A 15,308-nucleotide genomic window follows, 5' to 3' on the forward strand; every position below is an offset into this window, starting at 1 on the left:
TATGCGCGTACTGATCGTAGATGACGAACCCCTGGCACGCGCGCGGCTCGCCGCGTTGCTCGCCGAATGCAGCGATGTCGAGGTGGTGGGCAGCGTGGCCGATGGCGAAGCGGCGCTCGAGGCCCTGGGCGAACTGCAACCGGATCTGTTGCTGCTGGACATCAACATGCCCGGCCTCAGCGGCACCGCGCTTGCGCAGCGACTGGCCGGTCGCAAGCGGCCGCTGGTGGTGTTCTGCACGGCCTATGAAAGCCACGCACTGCACGCTTTCGATCTGGGCGCCGCCGATTACCTGCTGAAACCGGTCCGGCTGGAACGACTCAACGAAGCCTTGCAGCGGGCACGCCAGCGCCTGCAACAGGCGCCGCGCGACGCGGGCGGCTACCTGCACGGCCGTCTTCGCGGCGAACAGGTGCGCGTTGCGCTGGATGATGTGATCTGCCTGCTGGCCGAAGAGAAATACGTGGTGGTGCAGCACCGTGGCGGCCAGCTCTTGCTGGAGGATTCGCTGCGACAGCTGGAAGAAGCCTACCCGGACACCCTGATCCGACTTCACCGCAATTGCCTGGTGCCGGCACAGCGCCTGATTGGCCTGAAGACACTGTCGGACGGTCGCGTGCTCGCGCGACTGGGCAGCACGGAACTGATGCCGGAAGTCAGCCGGCGCAACCTGCCGGCACTGCGCAAGCTGCTGCGCATGGGTTGAGAGGGTATGGGCTGAAGCGGTGGCGCCGGGGCGGCCACCGCCTCATGGCGGGATCAACGCGCCGCCAGCTCGCTCGACGGCACGCCGTCACCCTGCGCGGCATAGCCGATCAATTGCCTGATCAGGCTGCGCTCGCTGGCCGTCCAGCGGAGCGTGGTGCGCAAGGTGGCGTTGTCGGTGCCGAAGCTCACCGGATCGCTTTGCGCCGCGGCGCGGTACCACGCCAGCGCCGCGTCACGCTGGCCCGATGCGGTGTAGGTCAGCGCCATGGCCATGGGCACCCACTGCGGTCGCTGTCCGGGGCGCAACGAGAGGTTTCGCTGGAACGCTTCGAGCGCGCAGGCCGGATCACCCAGATTGATCATGCCCCAGCCATAAGCCCACAGCAGGCGGCGATCATTGGGTGTCATGCGCAGGGCTCGCTCGAAATTGACCTGTGCCGCGCTGCTGCGATGCGTGCTCGCTGCCAGCCAGCCTTCATCGGTGAGCTTGCGCACTGGCGCGATCTGCGGAAATGCTCCCGCCGTACTGCCCTGATCGAACGGCGAGGCCTCGGGCAAGCCGCGCGCGGTGACATCCGGATCGGTGTACGGACGCCCATCGGGCATCAACACCGGGAGTTTCGCGTTGGTGGAAGTCGCCACCGGCGCGATATCGGCCGCGATGGCGGCGTGGCCGGCGAGGGCGAAGAGAATCGTGCAAACCATCCCATGGATCTTCATGACAACACTCCTTGCTGTCCCTATCCCAACATCAGCATAGTCCTATTCGCGATGCCGCACCTAATGCAGCCGCGACAATAATTACGCGACAATGAGCGCCCCCAAGTAGCCCTGCGCCACGCCCCCGAGACAACCATGACGCCAACCACGCTGCGTATCGCCACCCGCAAGAGCGCGCTCGCCCTTTGGCAGGCCGAACACGTCGCCGCGGAGCTGCGCGCTGTCCATCCGGGGTTGCTCGTGGAACTGGTGCCGCTGTCCACCCGCGGTGATGAAATTCTCGACAAGCCGCTGGCCACCATCGGCGGCAAGGGCCTGTTCCTGAAGGAACTGGAAGTGGCCATGCTGGAAGGCCGCGCCGAGCTGGCCGTGCACTCCCTCAAGGACGTGCCCGCCGAGTTGGAGCCCGGCTTCGTGCTGCCTGCCATCCTGCCGCGCGCTGATGCGGCCGATGCGTTCGTGAGCAACGACTACGCCGATCTGGCCGCACTGCCGCTGGGTGCACGCGTGGGCACCTCGTCGCTGCGTCGCCAGGCCCAGCTGCGAGCCGTGCGCCCTGACCTGACCCTGCTCGACCTGCGCGGCAACGTGGGCACGCGCCTCTCCAAGCTGGATGCGGGCCACTACGACGCCATCCTGCTCGCCTGTGCCGGACTGGAGCGACTGGGCCTGGCCTCCCGCATCCGCAGCCGCCTCACCGCGCCTGACTGGCTGCCCGCACCCGGGCAGGCGGCCATTGCCATCGAGGCCCGCGCGGACCAGCCCGACGTGCTCGCGCTGCTGCACGCGCTGGACGATGCGCAGACCCGCCTTGCCGTCACCGCCGAGCGCGCGATGAACCACGTACTGGGCGGCAGCTGCACCGTGCCGGTAGGTGCGTGGTGCACGGTGACCGAACGCGGCCTGCACCTGCGCGGCATGGTGGGCGATGTCAGCAGCGGCCGGCTGCTGCAGGCCGAGGCCGAGGCGGAAGGCGATCAGGCCGAAGCGCTGGGCAGGCAGGTGGCGCAGGCGCTGTTCGACAAGGGCGCTGGCCCGCTGCTCGGCCACTGACGGGCAAAAGAAAACCGCCCCGCGGGTGCCGTCGTGGACGGTCCCGCCCGGGCGGTTTCAACAACACGGCTGCTTAGAAGTTGTAGACCAGATTCGTGGTGACCAGCGAATCGGTGCTCTGCGTGCCCGGCTGCACGTCGCTGTTGTAGCGCACCTGGTAGCCAAGCTTGAGCGCCATCTTCTTGGTCATGCTGACGGCCAGGCCGATATCGTTCTGGTAGTACTTGTTGTCCGAGCCCGCTTCGATCAGCAGCGTGTCTTCCAGCGCCGTGTTGTCGGTGATGCGGTACTTGTAGTTGATCAGGCCACGGCCCACGGCCTCGCCCACGGTGTCCTGGCGGACCTTCACGGTGCTGGTAGTGGTGGTGCCGTCGGGCTGCGTCACCGTCTGGCTCTGCTCGACGTCGGCAGGGCGATAGCGCTTGTAACCGGGGCCGACTTCGAACGACAGCTCGTTGCGGTCGGTTTTCAGCGCGATGTAGCCGTAGCCCACCGAGACGATGCCCTGCCACAAGTTGGCGCCGAAATCGTCATGCTCGTAGCGCAGCGCGGTCACGATGTAGCTGCGCGGATCGAGCTTGTAGCCAACGGACGCGCCGGTGTCGTAGCGGTTGGCCGTGGTGGTCAGGCGATCCACGGTGTTGCCCTGCGGGTCCTGCACCTCGACCTCGCCCTTGGAGCGCAGGCCGTTCAGGAAGAAATTGTTCTTCCACAGGTCGTTTTCCTGGTTCAGGCCGAGCTTGGCGTTGATGTTTTCCGAGCGGGAGTTGCCATAGGAGGACGCGAAACCGAATTCGCCCGAACCCGTCCAGCCGCCGTTATCTGCCGGATTGGCCGGATTGGCCGGCGCGTCGTCGGCCTGAGCGCCAAAACTGGCCAGCGCCGCGAGCAATGCGCCCGCCATCAGGGTCTTCTTCATGAGCACTTGTTCCTTTTTCGTTAAATAGTCGGCATCACGCCACCTTAACGGGGCGGATTGAACTGCCTGTGAACCGGGGATGCGGATGTTCAGCGTAGGCGCGCGACGACGCCCTAGGGGCCGTCCGGCAAGGCTGCCAGGGCTTCATCATACAAACTAAGCTCGGTCGACATACCCACCGTGCCGCTGATGGCCGCCACCATAGCCAGGGCGAGCCAGCCGAAACCGAAGCTCATCAGCAGCAAAGCGGCGCACGGCACCGCGTAGACCAGCAGCGCCGCCAGATAACGCCCCGGCTGCAATTCCAGCCGACCACGCGGCCCCACCACCCGCTGCAGCGCGGCCTGCCAACGCAAGCTTTCCACCAGGCCACGCAGCAGGGCCAGCACCAGCAGGCCGACGATCCATGCGGTGGGATGCAGGTCGGTGTTGTCGGCGCCCTGGCCGGCGGCGCAGAGCCACAGCCACAGGCCGCCCCCGTACGTCGCCGACACCACGCGGCTCAGCGGCAATTGCGTGGCCAGATGGTGATCCATCTCCGGCGCCTGGCGGCGTCCGTCGGCGTAAGCGGTAACGATGAGGCAGCACAGGCTGCACAAGGCCATGGCCGCACCGGCCAGACGCGTGGCCCAGAAGGTGTTGTCACCACGCGCCAGACCGGCCACCGCCAGCACCGGCAAGGTGCAGGCGAGGGCGATCAAAGCATCGCGCGTGGGTCGCGACCCCTTGCCGAGGACCCAACCGTGCCAGTGCGGCATCCAGCGCGAATGAAAGCCCGCCGCCGCCAGTCCAAAAGCCACCAGCAGCGCACCGAGGGCGAGGGGTACCAGCACATCGCCGCGTCCTCCGGGATACACGCCCACGGCCAGCGCCAGCCCGAGCACCATCCACAAGCCAAACCCGTTGTAGCCGCCGACATGCAACAGGGTGGCCGCCAGCGGACGTGGACGCGCCCGGAGCGGGGGTTGTCCGTAGCCCGCGGAGGCATGCCTGGAAGTGGAACGGAGCGGCTTCATGAGGATGGCGTCTTTTGTACGTGAAGGGCGGATCACGCTGGCGTGACTGCGGCGTGGTCTTGCTGAATTTCACCGTCTGGTGGACTTGCGGCTGCCGCCAACCGTGCGCATGCTACGCGGAGGCAGCCGTCGAAAATCATTTCATGGATCGTTACGAGCGCATTCTCACCCTGCACCGATTGCTGAAGTCGGCGCACTATCCCGTGCCTCTGCCTCGTCTGATGGACGAGCTGGAGTGCTCGCGAGCGACGCTTTACCGCGACGTGGCGTTCCTGCGCGATGCGCTGGGCGCGCCCATCGAGAGCGCGGGCGGCGAACATGCCGCATTCCGCTATGCCGCTGGCGAAGGCGAACGTTTCGAATTGCCGGGACTGTGGCTGACCTCCGATGAACTGGCCGCGCTGCTCGCCCTCAACGAACTGATCGGTCGCAGCGGGCCTGGTGTACTTGCGGGTGCCCTCGCGCCATTCAAGGCGCGCATCGAGCACCTGCTCTCCGACCAGGGCACCGGGAAAACGCTGCCCATCGAGCGCATCCGCGTGATCGCCTGGGGTGAGCGCAAGCTCGACCAGCAGGTGTTCCGCGTGGTGGCCGGCGCCGTGCTGGAGCGCAAGCAGCTGCGCTTCCGCTACCGCGCGCGCACCACCAATGCCGACAGCCATCGCCGCGTGTCGCCGCAACGCCTCACGCACTATCGCGACAACTGGTACCTGGACGTGTGGGACCACGACCGCGAAGCACTGCGCAGCTTCGCCGTTGACCGCATTGCCGAGCCGCAGGCGCTGGACGAACCGGCCCGCGACGTGGCCGAGCAGGATCTCAACGACGCACTTGCCTCCAGCTACGGCATCTTCGCCGGCAAACCCAAGGCGTGGGCCACGCTGCGCTTCTCGCAGCACGCCGCGCGCTGGGTGGCGGACGAGCACTGGCATTCGCAGCAGAAGGGCGAATGGCTGCCGGACGGCCGCTACGAACTGCAGGTGCCTTACTCCAATTCCAAGGAACTGCTGATGGACGTACTCAAGTACGGTCCGGACGCGGAAGTCGTGGCGCCGCTGTCGCTGCGCGAGGAAATGAAGATCCAGCTGCAGCTGGCCCTGGGTGGATATCAAAGCGAGAAGTGAGTAAACAGGAGAGAGCAGTGCGAGAGAGCCGCGGGGCCCACTCTCACTCCTCACTTCTCTCCACTCACTTCTTGCCTTTCTGCCCATGAGCGCCATTGATATCGCTGATCCTTCGACGCTTCCCGCCGAAGCCACCGTTCAGAAGAAACCGACCATCGCGCTCGCCCTTGGTTCCGGCGGCGCCAAAGGCCTGGCGCATATCGGCGCGATCGAGGAGATCGAAGCGCAGGGCTACGAGATCGTCGCCATCGCCGGCACCTCCATGGGTGCACTGATCGGCGGCATCTACGCCACCGGCAAGCTGACGGTGTATCGCGACTGGGTCTGCTCGCTGGCCAAGATGGACGTGCTCAAGCTGGTGGACTGGACCTTGTCCGGCGGTGGCCTGATCAAAGGCGAGCGCATCATCGAGACCATGCGTGGCCTGATCGGCGATGTCGCCATCGAAGACCTTCCGCTGGCCTATACCGCCGTGGCCACCGACCTGGACCGCGAACGCGAGGTGTGGCTGACGCGCGGCCCGCTGTTTGATGCCATCCGCGCCTCGATTGCCATTCCCACGCTGTTTCGCCCGCACATGCTGTCCGACCGGCGGCTGATTGATGGCGGCTTGCTCAATCCCGTGCCGGTGACGCCGCTGATTCGCGAAACCGCCGACTACCTGTTCGCCGTGAGCATGGATGGTCCGCCCGATGCCGGCACGCCGGACGTGGTGCCCGCCACGCCCACGGCCAACGATGACAGCTACCGGTCGCGCATCACCGACTTCATCGGCAAGCTGGTGCCGCACGGCCCCGACAAGCCACGCGAACCGGGCATGCTCGAGATGCTGATGCAGTCGATGGATCTGATGCAGGCCAATCTGTCGCGCCTGCGACTGGCCGCGTACGAACCGGATCTGCTGATCCGCATGCCGCGCAACGTTGCCACGGTCTACGAGTTCTACCGTGCCACCGAACTGATCGAGATGGGCCGCCAGCAGGCGCGCCAGGCGTTGGCAAACTGGCAGCCGAACCGCGGTGCGTTGTTCAACAACAGGCCGTAGGGCCTCAGTGCACGTGTTCCTTTAGCAGGGCATCGAGGTAGCACTTCAACGCCACGGCGTTGTTGTGCTCCTCGTCGTGGGCACCGAACAACAGGGTCACACGATGGCGCGCCGCCTGCGTCAGCAGCGGCCGCCAGTACTCGGCGGCGGCATCCAGTTCGGACGCGTAACGATGGCGGAAGCTTTCCCAGCGCGCGGGATCGTGGCCGAACCATTTACGCAGCGCAGTGGACGGGGCGAGCTCCTTGCTCCATGCATCGAGCGCGGCATCGTCCTTCTTCAGGCCACGGGGCCACAAGCGATCCACCAGGATGCGGTAACCATCGCTCTTGGTGGGCTGTTCATACACGCGCTTGACGGCAATGCTCATGGGCGGGCGGCCTCCCAAAGCAGGAATCATCGGCATACGCCGATGAAGGGCACGTCGAAGTGACCTTGCGCTTTTGTGGGTGGGCACTAGTGCGCGACCGCAGCCCTCAGCGTTGCCGCGGTCCAGACCCTTGCCATCAGACGCGCTTGCGTCCTTTTTTCGTAGGCTTGTCGCGCACCAGTGCGCTCCTACAGGGGCGGTGCTACTCAGATCTCTTCGACCTGGGTCACCTTGCCACGACGCATGAGCCACGCCACGCCGCGCAGGTCGGCAATGCCCACCCACAGGCGATCGAGCATGCCGTACTTGGAGGTGCCCGCCGTACGCGGGCGATGACCCACCGGCACGCTCGTGCTCTGGAAGCCCGCGCGCTTCACCAGCGCCGGCAGGTAGCGGTGCATGTGGTCGAAGTAGGGCAGGCGCATGAACACATCGCGATCGAACAGCTTCAGGCCGCAACCGGTATCGGGCGTGGAGTCCTGCAGCATGCGCGAGCGCACCGCGTTGGCGATCTTCGAGGAGATGCGCTTGTTGAAGCTGTCACGGCGCGTGGTGCGCCAGCCGGCGAAGAGCCGCACGTTCTGCGCGGCCTTGTCGCGCTCGGCGAGCAGTTTGGGAATATCGGCCGGATCGTTCTGGCCATCGCCGTCCAGCGTGGCGATCCACGGCGAACGCGCGGCACGCACGCCATTCCACACTGCCGTGCTCTGCCCGCTGCGGGTGAGGTGGCGGACAACACGCAGCTCCGGGTACTTCGCCTTCTCCGCCGCCAGCACGGCCACGCTGTCGTCACTGGAATCGTCGTCCACGTACACGACCTCGAAGTCCACCTTGCCACGCAGGGCGTTGGCGATTTCGGCAAGCAGCGGCGGGATGTTGTCGCGCTCGTTGAATACAGGCACGACGACGGACAGTTGGGGCATGGGGAGGGCCTTGTCTTGTACAGGGGGGCACGGGGGCCAGGGCGATATTCTAGTGGGTGGACGGCTTGGCGTCAGGGGCAAGGGGTTCTGGACGGGGTTGGGGGCGGGGACACTCGGGCGGTGGGTGCCTTTTCTCCCAGGGAGGGACGTCCTTTTTCGTCTCCCCTCGGGGCGCCGGGGCCTGCTCCTTTGCTCCCTCTCCCCTCCGGGGAGAGGGTTGGGGTGAGGGGTCGACCTGGCCTCTCCGCTTCGTCAGAGCGGTCATCCCAGCTGAAGCTCGAGGCGGTTTTCAACCGCCGAAGGGCGGGTCATCCAGTGCCTTTGCTCTGTGCCTTCGGTAGTCATGCCGGCGCCAGCTTGCCGCTTACGCAGCGGAGGCGTTTCGACCTCCTGCCGGAGGCCGAGTCACTTTTCTTTTGTTGGCCCAAAAGAAAAGTAACCCAAAGAAAATGGCCTGAAGAGCTGGCAGCATGCCGATGGGATAAGCCCGAACAGCTGAGGAACGTTGCTGCTTGGCAACCTCCGCCTCTACACTGCGGGTACTTCCAAGCGCTTCGCAACGCGCCGAAGCGAAGAGGACTTAACGCGGAGCGTCGTGCCGCTGCGCGGCACCTCCTTCCTTGCCACTTGGTGGTTCACGTTGAACATCACCTGTCGCTCGTCCTCTCCCGTTCGGGAGAGGACTGGGGTGAGCACTGAGGCGAGAGCGGTTCGGGCCTGATACCAGCGCGAGAGACCCACTGTAGGAGCGCACCTTGTGCGCGACCGCAGCGCCCTGTCGATACCGCTCCGTCAGGTGGTCGCGCACAGGGTGCGCTCCTACAGACAGGCTAAGCCAGCGCTCAACAGGCCGTCGCCTTGCGACGCGATATGCAGCGCAGCTGCACGAGCCGTTTGCTCTTGACCTACCCTCCCCGTTGAGCGGCGGTGAGGGGCGGACGACAGGCCCGCAGGGGGATCGGCAAGGAGGCCGATCCCTTTTCGACAGGACAGGGACGTCCTGTCGAAAAGCCCGGCCGACCCTCACGGACTGGCCGGCTCTACCGGCCAGCGCCGCGATGGGGGTGCCTTTTCTTTTGGTTACTTTTCTTTGGGCAAGCAAAGAAAAGTAACCCGGCCTCCGGCAGGAGGTCGGAACGCCCGCTGCGTAAGCGGCCAGGTCGCGACAACGCTACACGCGAAGACCCAACGCAAAGGCACTGGACCCCTGCCTCCGCAGGGGTGACGGCTAAAGAAGGAAGCCTTCCCGCGAGCACCCACCCCTCACCCCAACCCTCTCCCCGCAGGGGAGAGGGAGGAAGGCTCGCTGCGGACTGCGCCTTGGCGCAGCCCAAACCCACTATCCCTCAGCGAATCTTCCCCAGAATCCCATCCAGCTCATCGTTGCTGTGATAGTGGATCACCAGCTTGCCCTTGCCCCCGCGCCCCTGCGCCAACTCCACGCGCGTGGCGAAACGCTCGCCCAGTTCGCGTTCGAGCGCATCGACATTGGGATCGCGGGACGGCGCATGCTTGGCCTTGCCCTTGGGCGCCGTCTGCGCACGACGCGCGTGCTCTTCCAGCTCGCGCACGCTCCAGCCATGGCGCGACGCTTCCAGTGCCAGGCCCTCGGCCATGCTTTCGGGCAGGGTGATCAGGCAACGCGCGTGGCCCATCTCCAGCTTGCCCTCGTCGAGCAGGCGCTTGATGGACACCGGCAGTTCGGTGAGGCGCAGCAGGTTGGACACGGCGGCGCGCGAACGGCCCACGGCATCGGCCGCCTGCTGGTGGGTGAGGTCGAAATCGTCGATCAGGCGCTTGAGCGCGTCGGCTTCTTCCAGCGGGGTGAGGTCCTGGCGCTGGATATTCTCGATCAAGGCCATGGCCGGCACGGCCACTTCGGGCACGTCCTTCACCAGCACCGGCAGTTCGTGCAGCTGCGCGCGTTGCGCGGCGCGCCAGCGGCGTTCGCCGGCGATCAGCTCGAACTGGTTCTTGCCGATCTCTCGCACCACCACGGGCTGGATAAGGCCCTGCGCGCGGATGGAGGCGGCCAGCTCGTCGAGCGCTTCATCGTTCCAGTGGCGGCGCGGCTGGTATTTGCCGGGCTGGATCTGCTGGATCGGCAGCGTGCGCAGCTCGCCTTCCTGTTCCAGTACGGTCGGCTTGCCGGGCTCGTCCGCCCCACCGCCCAACAACGCGTCCAGCCCTCGTCCCAGGCCCCGTTTTTTCGCAGCGGACATGCTTACTCCTGGTGAACGTCGACGACGTCGTCGAGCGTCTCGTCTGATTCGGCGTGCAGCACCGGCGCGACCACGTCATTCGCCTGATCCTGCGCCGCCGCGTTCAGGCCACGCTCGCGACGAATCATTTCGCCGGCCAAGCCGATGTAGGCGATGGCGCCGCGCGAGCTGCGGTCATAGAGGTGGATGGGCTGGCCGTGGCTGGGTGCCTCGGCCAGGCGCACGTTGCGCGGAATGATCGAGCGCAGCACCTTGTCGCCGAAATGCGCGGTGAGCTGCGCCGACACTTCATTGCCCAGGTTGTTGCGCACGTCGTACATGGTGCGCAGCAGGCCTTCGATCTCGAGCGCGGGATTGAGGCGCTGACGCACCGCCTTCACCGTATCGAGCAGGCTGGAAAGGCCTTCCAGCGCGAAGTACTCGCACTGCACCGGCACCAGCAGGCCATTGGCCGCGGTCAACGCGTTGAGCGTGAGCAGGTGCAGCGTGGGCGGACAATCGATGAGGATGGTGTCGTAGCGATCGGCGACCTTGGCCAACTGCTCCTTGAGGCGGCCTTCGCGGGCAATCGCATCCATCAACTTGAGCTCGGCGGCGGTGAGGTCACCGTTGCCGGGCAGCAGGTCATAGTTCGCCTCGGTCCTGACAATGGCCTGCTCGATCGGCGCCTCTTCCAGCAGCACTTCGCAGCCGTTGGGCTTGGCGTCGCGCTTGTCCACGCCGGACGCCATGGTGGCGTTGCCCTGCGGGTCGAGGTCGACCAACAGAACACGGCGCTTGGCGGCAGCCAGCGCGGCGGCGAGATTGACGGCGGTGGTGGTCTTGCCGACACCACCTTTCTGGTTGGCGACAGCGATGATGCGGGCCATGGTGTCGTCGATACCGTGAACGAGTGAAAAGGGGGCTAGATTAGCAGCCTGATCAGCCCGTTGCCCGACTGGCTCGGGTCAAAGCCTGCCCAGCACCACGAGATGGCGTTCGCCGCCAACGTCAGGCACGTCGAGCGTGTGGATGGCGCGGATCTCGAAACCGGCCGGCACACCGGGCAGTTCTTCTTCCGGATGCCTGCCCTTCATGGCGAGCCAGATGCCGTCCTTGGTCAAAAGGTGACCACCCCAGGCCAACATGTCTTCCAGGCTGGCGAAGGCGCGGGCGGTGATGCAGTCGAACTGGCCTTCCACGTCTTCCACGCGCGACTGCACGGCGCGCACGTTCTCAAGCTTGAGCGAGCGGATGGCTTCGCGCAGGAAGCGGACCTTCTTGCCGTTGGAATCGACCAGCAGCACCTGCCGCTCGGGCGTGGCGATGGCGATCGGAATGCCCGGCAGCCCCGGGCCGGTGCCCAGGTCAGCCAGGGTTGCACCCTTCACGTAGGGAAGGATGGCCAGCGAATCGACCAGATGGCGGCTCACCATCTCGGCAGGATCGCGGATCGCGGTGAGGTTGTAGGTGGCGTTCCAGCGCGCCAGCAGCGCCTGGTAGTCCAGCAGCCGCTCAACAGCGCCCGCCGGCAGTTCCACGCCCAGCGTGGCGATGCCGCGTTCCAGGCGGGTTTGCAGGTCGTGACGGGAGCTCATGGGCGTGCCTTGGGTGGATGGCTTGGATGAAACGGGGCCGCAAGTATCCGGGTGTGTCGCGCCGGATGCCAGCCGAAACAGCCCGACGGTAGGAGCGCACTTAATGCGCGACAACCCCAAAACTCCGATAAGGCCGGTGTGCCGCGATCGCGCGCAAGCGTGCTCCTACCAAGGAGGATCAAAAGAAAAAGCCCGCGGGAGCGGGCTTCAAGGGTCTCCCCTGGGACGGGTGCTCTAGGCCACCTTCGCCCGTACCTGTCCGGCAGCACTCCGGATCAGGCAAATTCCAGTTCCACGCGCGTCACCATCATGCCGCGCTCGCGCAGTGCGCCATTCATGCTCTGCTTGAGGCGCGAGCCAAGGTCGCGGCAGTCGGCGCTGAAGGCTTCCGGCTCATCGCGCAGCGCCGCCAGCGCGCCACCACGGATCAGCTGATCGGCCTGGTCGATCACGGCGTCGGCGCGCTCAGGCTCAAGCACCTGCCAGTACACGGTGCCGCGCACGTCGTGGGCATCGGCGTCATGGGCATGGGGCAGCGGCTCCTCGAAGCGCAGCACCTGGCCGCTGAGGTTGATGCGGTGCTCCACGCGGTCGATCAGCGGGAGGGCCATGTGGGTGCCCGGCTGCAGCAGGCGATACGGCTTGCCTCGGCGATAGAGGCTATGCACCTGGTCGGCCGGCACACGCTTGATCGCGGTAACGAACGTCGCGATCAGCGCCAGGACAACGAGAGTAATCAGGGCATTCATAATAATGAATACAACGAGTTATGTGTGGTTTCTTCGCAAAGAGCTGTAGATTGATAGTACAGCTGCTTGCACCCCTTTAGATTAATCTAAATTTAACGACGAACTAAGACCGTTTTACAACCAGTCATCTGGCCTAAGTCGCTGATTTTGTGAACCCGGCGGCAGGCACGGATGGAGATGCATCGATCTTGCCATCCGTGCCGCCACCGCCAGATTCCCCCTACTGCCCAAGGCTTAACGGCGAAGGCGGCTAGTCCTTGAGCGACCTGGCGAGGCGGTAGCGGCCCAACAAAAACCCCGCCACGCAAAGCGGGGCGGGGTCGAGGGGCGCTGGTTCAGGCCGCCGGGTGGCGGGTCAAAACTTGCCGGCGCGGAAGTCGGCAATCGCCTGATGGATCTCGTCCGGCGTGTTCATCACGAACGGTCCGTAGCGGGTCACCGGCTCATTGAGCGGATGACCGGCCACCAGCAGCACGCGCGCCGCGGTGTCCCGACCGGCAATGCGCAGTTCACCACTGCGCGTCAGTACCGCAAGCTCGCTGCGGGCCAAGGGTTCGCCAGCCACGTCTGCGTCCTTGCCGTCGAACACATAGGCAAAGCCGGCATGGCCTTCGGGCAACGGAATGGTGACCGACGCACCGGGCTGCACGGCGATGTCGAGGTAGATCGGCTGGGTGACGATTTCCGCCACCGGGCCGGTCACGCCGTCGAACTCACCGGCGATCACGTTCACTTCAACGCCCTCGGCAGGACGTGCGACCGGGATGCGCTCCGGACCGATGTCCTGATAGCGCGGCGCGATCATCTTTTCCTTGGACGGCAGGTTCACCCACAGCTGGAAGCCCCACATCAGGCCGTCTTCCTGCTCGGGCATTTCCGAATGCAAGATGCCGCGACCGGCGGTCATCCACTGCACGCTGCCCGGCACCAGGTCGCCGCTGTTGCCGTGGTTGTCGTGGTGCTTCATGTGACCCGCGAGCATGTAGGTCACGGTCTCGAAACCGCGATGCGGATGCTCGGGGAAACCCGCGATGTAATCGCCTGCCTGGTCGGACCGGAACTCGTCCAGCAGAAGAAACGGATCGAGCATGTCCAGGCCGGGCTGGCCAATGACGCGCTTGAGCTTCACGCCCGCACCATCGGACGTGTCGATTCCGCGGATGCGGCGGACAATGCTGCGCTCAGTCATGGCTGTCTCCCAATAAAGTGGACTGCCAATATGATCGCGCTACGGCGCGCCGTACCCAAGACGCGCCAAGGGAACGGATTGTTCGCTTAAAGCGAGAAGTGAGTGGAGAGGAGTGAGAGAGAGCGGGCGCTTTTTTCTCGTTTCTCACTCCTCTCCACTCACTCCTGCCTTCAATGCACCCAGTGCCCGCTGCGCTGGCGCGGCGGCTGTGTGTGGTCTTCGTCCTCGGCGTCAGGGCGCACGGCGGCCTCGACCTCGGCTTCCGTTACCGGATGCTCGTTCCAGTACTGGTTCACCGCGTTGAGCACACCGGGTACCTGCGTCAGGCACTCGTCGTATTCGTCGTCGCTGAGCTTCTCGAACTCGGCGTCGGCGCTGAGGATGCCTTCGTCCACCGCCAGCGCCATCACCGGGCCCAGCATTTCCATCAGCTGCGGATCGTCGGCGAGGCGCTTTTCCCACAGGCCGGCGCGCAGGTCGATGCCACGGCTGAAACCCTCGCACCAGCCGGCGGCAGAAAGTACCGGGCCGGTTTCCGTATCCACTTCGCCCAGGATCGGTTCGTACGCGTCCACGTCGAGCTCGGCACTGATCGAGTCATTGAGCTTGGCCAGCAGCGCCAGCACGCGGTTGCCCTCGGTTTCGTCGCTGAAGGGTTCGTGCAGCACTTCGGGCAGCCATTCTTCGGGCAGCACCTGCGTGGGGCCTACCGCCAGCGCGGAGAGCAGCCCGTGCACGCCGTCGAGCAGAAGGTCGCCTTCGCCGACGTGGCCTCGCAGGTATTGGTCCAGTTCCTCAAGTTCGTTGTCGCCTAGCGAACTGGGCCATTCGGTCTTCGGTGTATTCATCAGCTGCCTGTTGTGCGGGTGTTGCCGACTTGCTTTAGATATCCAGATCCACTGTTACCGGCGTGTGATCGGAGGGGCGCTCCCAGGTGCGCGGTGTGCGGTCGATCGCGGCCGCCTTGGCCGACGCCTTGAGGGCATCGCCGATCAGGATCAGATCGATGCGCAAACCCATGTTGCGCCGGAACGCACCCTGACGATAGTCCCACCAGCTGTAGTGTTCACCGGCCGGTTCGAACAGGCGGAAGCTGTCGTGCAGGCCCAGGTCGGTGATGCGCTTGAGGGCTTCGCGCTCCGGCGGCGAGCACAGGATGTCTTCGCCCCAGGCCACCGGGTCGTACACGTCACGATCGTCCGGCGCGATGTTGAAATCGCCCAGCACCACCAGGTTGGGGTGACGCTCGATTTCGCGGGCCAGGAACTCGCGCATCTTGGCCAGCCAGTCCAGCTTGTACGCGTACTTCTCGTCACCGATGGCCTTGCCGTTGACCACGTAGAGGTCCACCACGCGAACGCCACCGATGGTGGCGGCGAGGATGCGCCGCTGCGGATCGTCCAGGTTCGGAATGTCGGTGACGACGTCCTCGAACTCACCCTTCAGGTCAGCGCGGGCCAGCATGGCGACGCCGTTGTAGGTTTTCTGACCAGAGAACACCGCGCGATAGCCTGCGGCGGCCAGTTCATCCACCGGGAACTTGGTGTCCTCCAGCTTGGTTTCCTGCAAGGCGACCACGTCGGGCTTCGCGTCGGCCAACCACTCGGTGAGGTGCGGCATGCGCACTTTCAGCGAGTTCACGTTCCATGAGGCGATTTTCATGAGGACATTGTAAGCGATGAGCGGCGGGGTG

The 15,308-nt window shown here is 65.4% G+C and carries 16 protein-coding genes; 4 read left to right on the top strand and 12 right to left on the bottom strand.

Translation table 11 applies throughout. The features are described 5' to 3' along the window. The first annotated feature begins 1 nt into the window (after position 1). A complete protein-coding gene (locus tag H8F01_RS09760) occupies positions 2 to 706 on the top strand; it encodes a LytR/AlgR family response regulator transcription factor (RefSeq protein ID WP_187058830.1) in 705 nt (234 codons plus the stop codon). A 53-nt stretch (positions 707 to 759) separates the two neighbouring features. On the opposite strand, the gene H8F01_RS09765 is transcribed toward H8F01_RS09760, so the two are convergent. After that, positions 760 to 1,428 (bottom strand): tetratricopeptide repeat protein, encoded by a 669-nt coding sequence (locus H8F01_RS09765; RefSeq protein WP_187058831.1) that lies wholly within the window; start codon positions 1,426 to 1,428, stop codon positions 760 to 762. A gap of 135 nt (positions 1,429 to 1,563) precedes the next feature. Here H8F01_RS09765 and hemC point away from each other — a divergent pair, with 135 nt between their 5' ends. Then, positions 1,564 to 2,481, top strand: coding sequence for a hydroxymethylbilane synthase (gene hemC / locus H8F01_RS09770; RefSeq protein WP_187058832.1), 918 nt, complete (start codon positions 1,564 to 1,566; stop codon positions 2,479 to 2,481). Positions 2,482 to 2,554: 73 nt separating this feature from the next. On the opposite strand, the gene H8F01_RS09775 is transcribed toward hemC, so the two are convergent. Together H8F01_RS09775 and H8F01_RS09780 are read right to left on the bottom strand one after the other, a co-directional pair. Beyond that, the gene (locus tag H8F01_RS09775; RefSeq protein WP_187058833.1) at positions 2,555 to 3,400 is read right to left on the bottom strand and encodes a DUF481 domain-containing protein; all 846 of its coding nucleotides are present in this window, start codon (positions 3,398 to 3,400) and stop codon (positions 2,555 to 2,557) included. 113 nt (positions 3,401 to 3,513) lie between these two features. After that, positions 3,514 to 4,416 carry a hypothetical protein gene (locus tag H8F01_RS09780; RefSeq protein ID WP_187058834.1) on the bottom strand — a complete coding sequence of 301 codons (903 nt, stop codon included), beginning with the start codon at positions 4,414 to 4,416 and terminating at the stop codon, positions 3,514 to 3,516. 143 nt (positions 4,417 to 4,559) lie between these two features. Between H8F01_RS09780 and H8F01_RS09785 the strand changes: the two genes are divergently transcribed. Both H8F01_RS09785 and H8F01_RS09790 read left to right on the top strand, forming a co-directional pair. Next, positions 4,560 to 5,540 carry a helix-turn-helix transcriptional regulator gene (locus H8F01_RS09785; RefSeq protein WP_187058835.1) on the top strand — a complete coding sequence of 327 codons (981 nt, stop codon included), beginning with the start codon at positions 4,560 to 4,562 and terminating at the stop codon, positions 5,538 to 5,540. Between the two features lie 85 nt (positions 5,541 to 5,625). After that, positions 5,626 to 6,585: a patatin-like phospholipase family protein gene (locus tag H8F01_RS09790; protein WP_187058836.1), complete on the top strand. Its 960-nt coding sequence runs from the start codon at positions 5,626 to 5,628 to the stop codon at positions 6,583 to 6,585. Between the two features lie 4 nt (positions 6,586 to 6,589). On the opposite strand, the gene H8F01_RS09795 is transcribed toward H8F01_RS09790, so the two are convergent. From H8F01_RS09795 to xth, 9 genes are all read right to left on the bottom strand, one after another. Then, positions 6,590 to 6,955 (bottom strand): DUF488 domain-containing protein, encoded by a 366-nt coding sequence (locus H8F01_RS09795; RefSeq protein WP_187058837.1) that lies wholly within the window; start codon positions 6,953 to 6,955, stop codon positions 6,590 to 6,592. Between the two features lie 206 nt (positions 6,956 to 7,161). Further along, positions 7,162 to 7,878, bottom strand: a complete 717-nt coding sequence (locus H8F01_RS09800) for a glycosyltransferase (RefSeq protein ID WP_187058838.1) — start codon at positions 7,876 to 7,878, stop codon at positions 7,162 to 7,164. Positions 7,879 to 9,224: 1,346 nt separating this feature from the next. Then, entirely contained in the window at positions 9,225 to 10,100 is an 876-nt protein-coding gene (locus tag H8F01_RS09805; RefSeq protein ID WP_187058839.1) for a ParB/RepB/Spo0J family partition protein, read from the bottom strand. Positions 10,101 to 10,102: 2 nt separating this feature from the next. Next, entirely contained in the window at positions 10,103 to 10,969 is an 867-nt protein-coding gene (locus tag H8F01_RS09810) for a ParA family protein (protein WP_187058840.1), read from the bottom strand. A 78-nt stretch (positions 10,970 to 11,047) separates the two neighbouring features. Next, the gene (rsmG, locus tag H8F01_RS09815; protein WP_187058841.1) at positions 11,048 to 11,677 is read right to left on the bottom strand and encodes a 16S rRNA (guanine(527)-N(7))-methyltransferase RsmG; all 630 of its coding nucleotides are present in this window, start codon (positions 11,675 to 11,677) and stop codon (positions 11,048 to 11,050) included. Between the two features lie 275 nt (positions 11,678 to 11,952). After that, entirely contained in the window at positions 11,953 to 12,426 is a 474-nt protein-coding gene (locus H8F01_RS09820) for an SPFH domain-containing protein (protein WP_187058842.1), read from the bottom strand. 355 nt (positions 12,427 to 12,781) lie between these two features. Beyond that, positions 12,782 to 13,615: a pirin family protein gene (locus H8F01_RS09825; RefSeq protein ID WP_187058843.1), complete on the bottom strand. Its 834-nt coding sequence runs from the start codon at positions 13,613 to 13,615 to the stop codon at positions 12,782 to 12,784. Positions 13,616 to 13,785: 170 nt separating this feature from the next. Then, entirely contained in the window at positions 13,786 to 14,463 is a 678-nt protein-coding gene (locus H8F01_RS09830; protein WP_187058844.1) for a YecA/YgfB family protein, read from the bottom strand. Positions 14,464 to 14,497: 34 nt separating this feature from the next. Beyond that, positions 14,498 to 15,277 (bottom strand): exodeoxyribonuclease III, encoded by a 780-nt coding sequence (gene xth / locus H8F01_RS09835; protein ID WP_187058845.1) that lies wholly within the window; start codon positions 15,275 to 15,277, stop codon positions 14,498 to 14,500. Positions 15,278 to 15,308: the final 31 nt, after the last annotated feature.

The sequence above is a fragment of the Dyella telluris genome, from assembly GCF_014297575.1.
In the GTDB taxonomy this organism is placed as follows: domain Bacteria; phylum Pseudomonadota; class Gammaproteobacteria; order Xanthomonadales; family Rhodanobacteraceae; genus Dyella; species Dyella telluris.

Bases quoted from the DNA above. Each gene is read 5' to 3' on its own strand.
- H8F01_RS09760 (WP_187058830.1), top strand. From the start codon at position 2: ATGCGCGTACTGATCGTAGATGACGAACCCCTGGCACGCGCGCGGCTC.
- H8F01_RS09765 (WP_187058831.1), bottom strand. From the start codon at position 1,428: ATGAAGATCCATGGGATGGTTTGCACGATTCTCTTCGCCCTCGCCGGC.
- hemC (WP_187058832.1), top strand. From the start codon at position 1,564: ATGACGCCAACCACGCTGCGTATCGCCACCCGCAAGAGCGCGCTCGCC.
- H8F01_RS09775 (WP_187058833.1), bottom strand. From the start codon at position 3,400: ATGAAGAAGACCCTGATGGCGGGCGCATTGCTCGCGGCGCTGGCCAGT.
- H8F01_RS09780 (WP_187058834.1), bottom strand. From the start codon at position 4,416: ATGAAGCCGCTCCGTTCCACTTCCAGGCATGCCTCCGCGGGCTACGGA.
- H8F01_RS09785 (WP_187058835.1), top strand. From the start codon at position 4,560: ATGGATCGTTACGAGCGCATTCTCACCCTGCACCGATTGCTGAAGTCG.
- H8F01_RS09790 (WP_187058836.1), top strand. From the start codon at position 5,626: ATGAGCGCCATTGATATCGCTGATCCTTCGACGCTTCCCGCCGAAGCC.
- H8F01_RS09795 (WP_187058837.1), bottom strand. From the start codon at position 6,955: ATGAGCATTGCCGTCAAGCGCGTGTATGAACAGCCCACCAAGAGCGAT.
- H8F01_RS09800 (WP_187058838.1), bottom strand. From the start codon at position 7,878: ATGCCCCAACTGTCCGTCGTCGTGCCTGTATTCAACGAGCGCGACAAC.
- H8F01_RS09805 (WP_187058839.1), bottom strand. From the start codon at position 10,100: ATGTCCGCTGCGAAAAAACGGGGCCTGGGACGAGGGCTGGACGCGTTG.
- H8F01_RS09810 (WP_187058840.1), bottom strand. From the start codon at position 10,969: ATGGCCCGCATCATCGCTGTCGCCAACCAGAAAGGTGGTGTCGGCAAG.
- rsmG (WP_187058841.1), bottom strand. From the start codon at position 11,677: ATGAGCTCCCGTCACGACCTGCAAACCCGCCTGGAACGCGGCATCGCC.
- H8F01_RS09820 (WP_187058842.1), bottom strand. From the start codon at position 12,426: ATGAATGCCCTGATTACTCTCGTTGTCCTGGCGCTGATCGCGACGTTC.
- H8F01_RS09825 (WP_187058843.1), bottom strand. From the start codon at position 13,615: ATGACTGAGCGCAGCATTGTCCGCCGCATCCGCGGAATCGACACGTCC.
- H8F01_RS09830 (WP_187058844.1), bottom strand. From the start codon at position 14,463: ATGAATACACCGAAGACCGAATGGCCCAGTTCGCTAGGCGACAACGAA.
- xth (WP_187058845.1), bottom strand. From the start codon at position 15,277: ATGAAAATCGCCTCATGGAACGTGAACTCGCTGAAAGTGCGCATGCCG.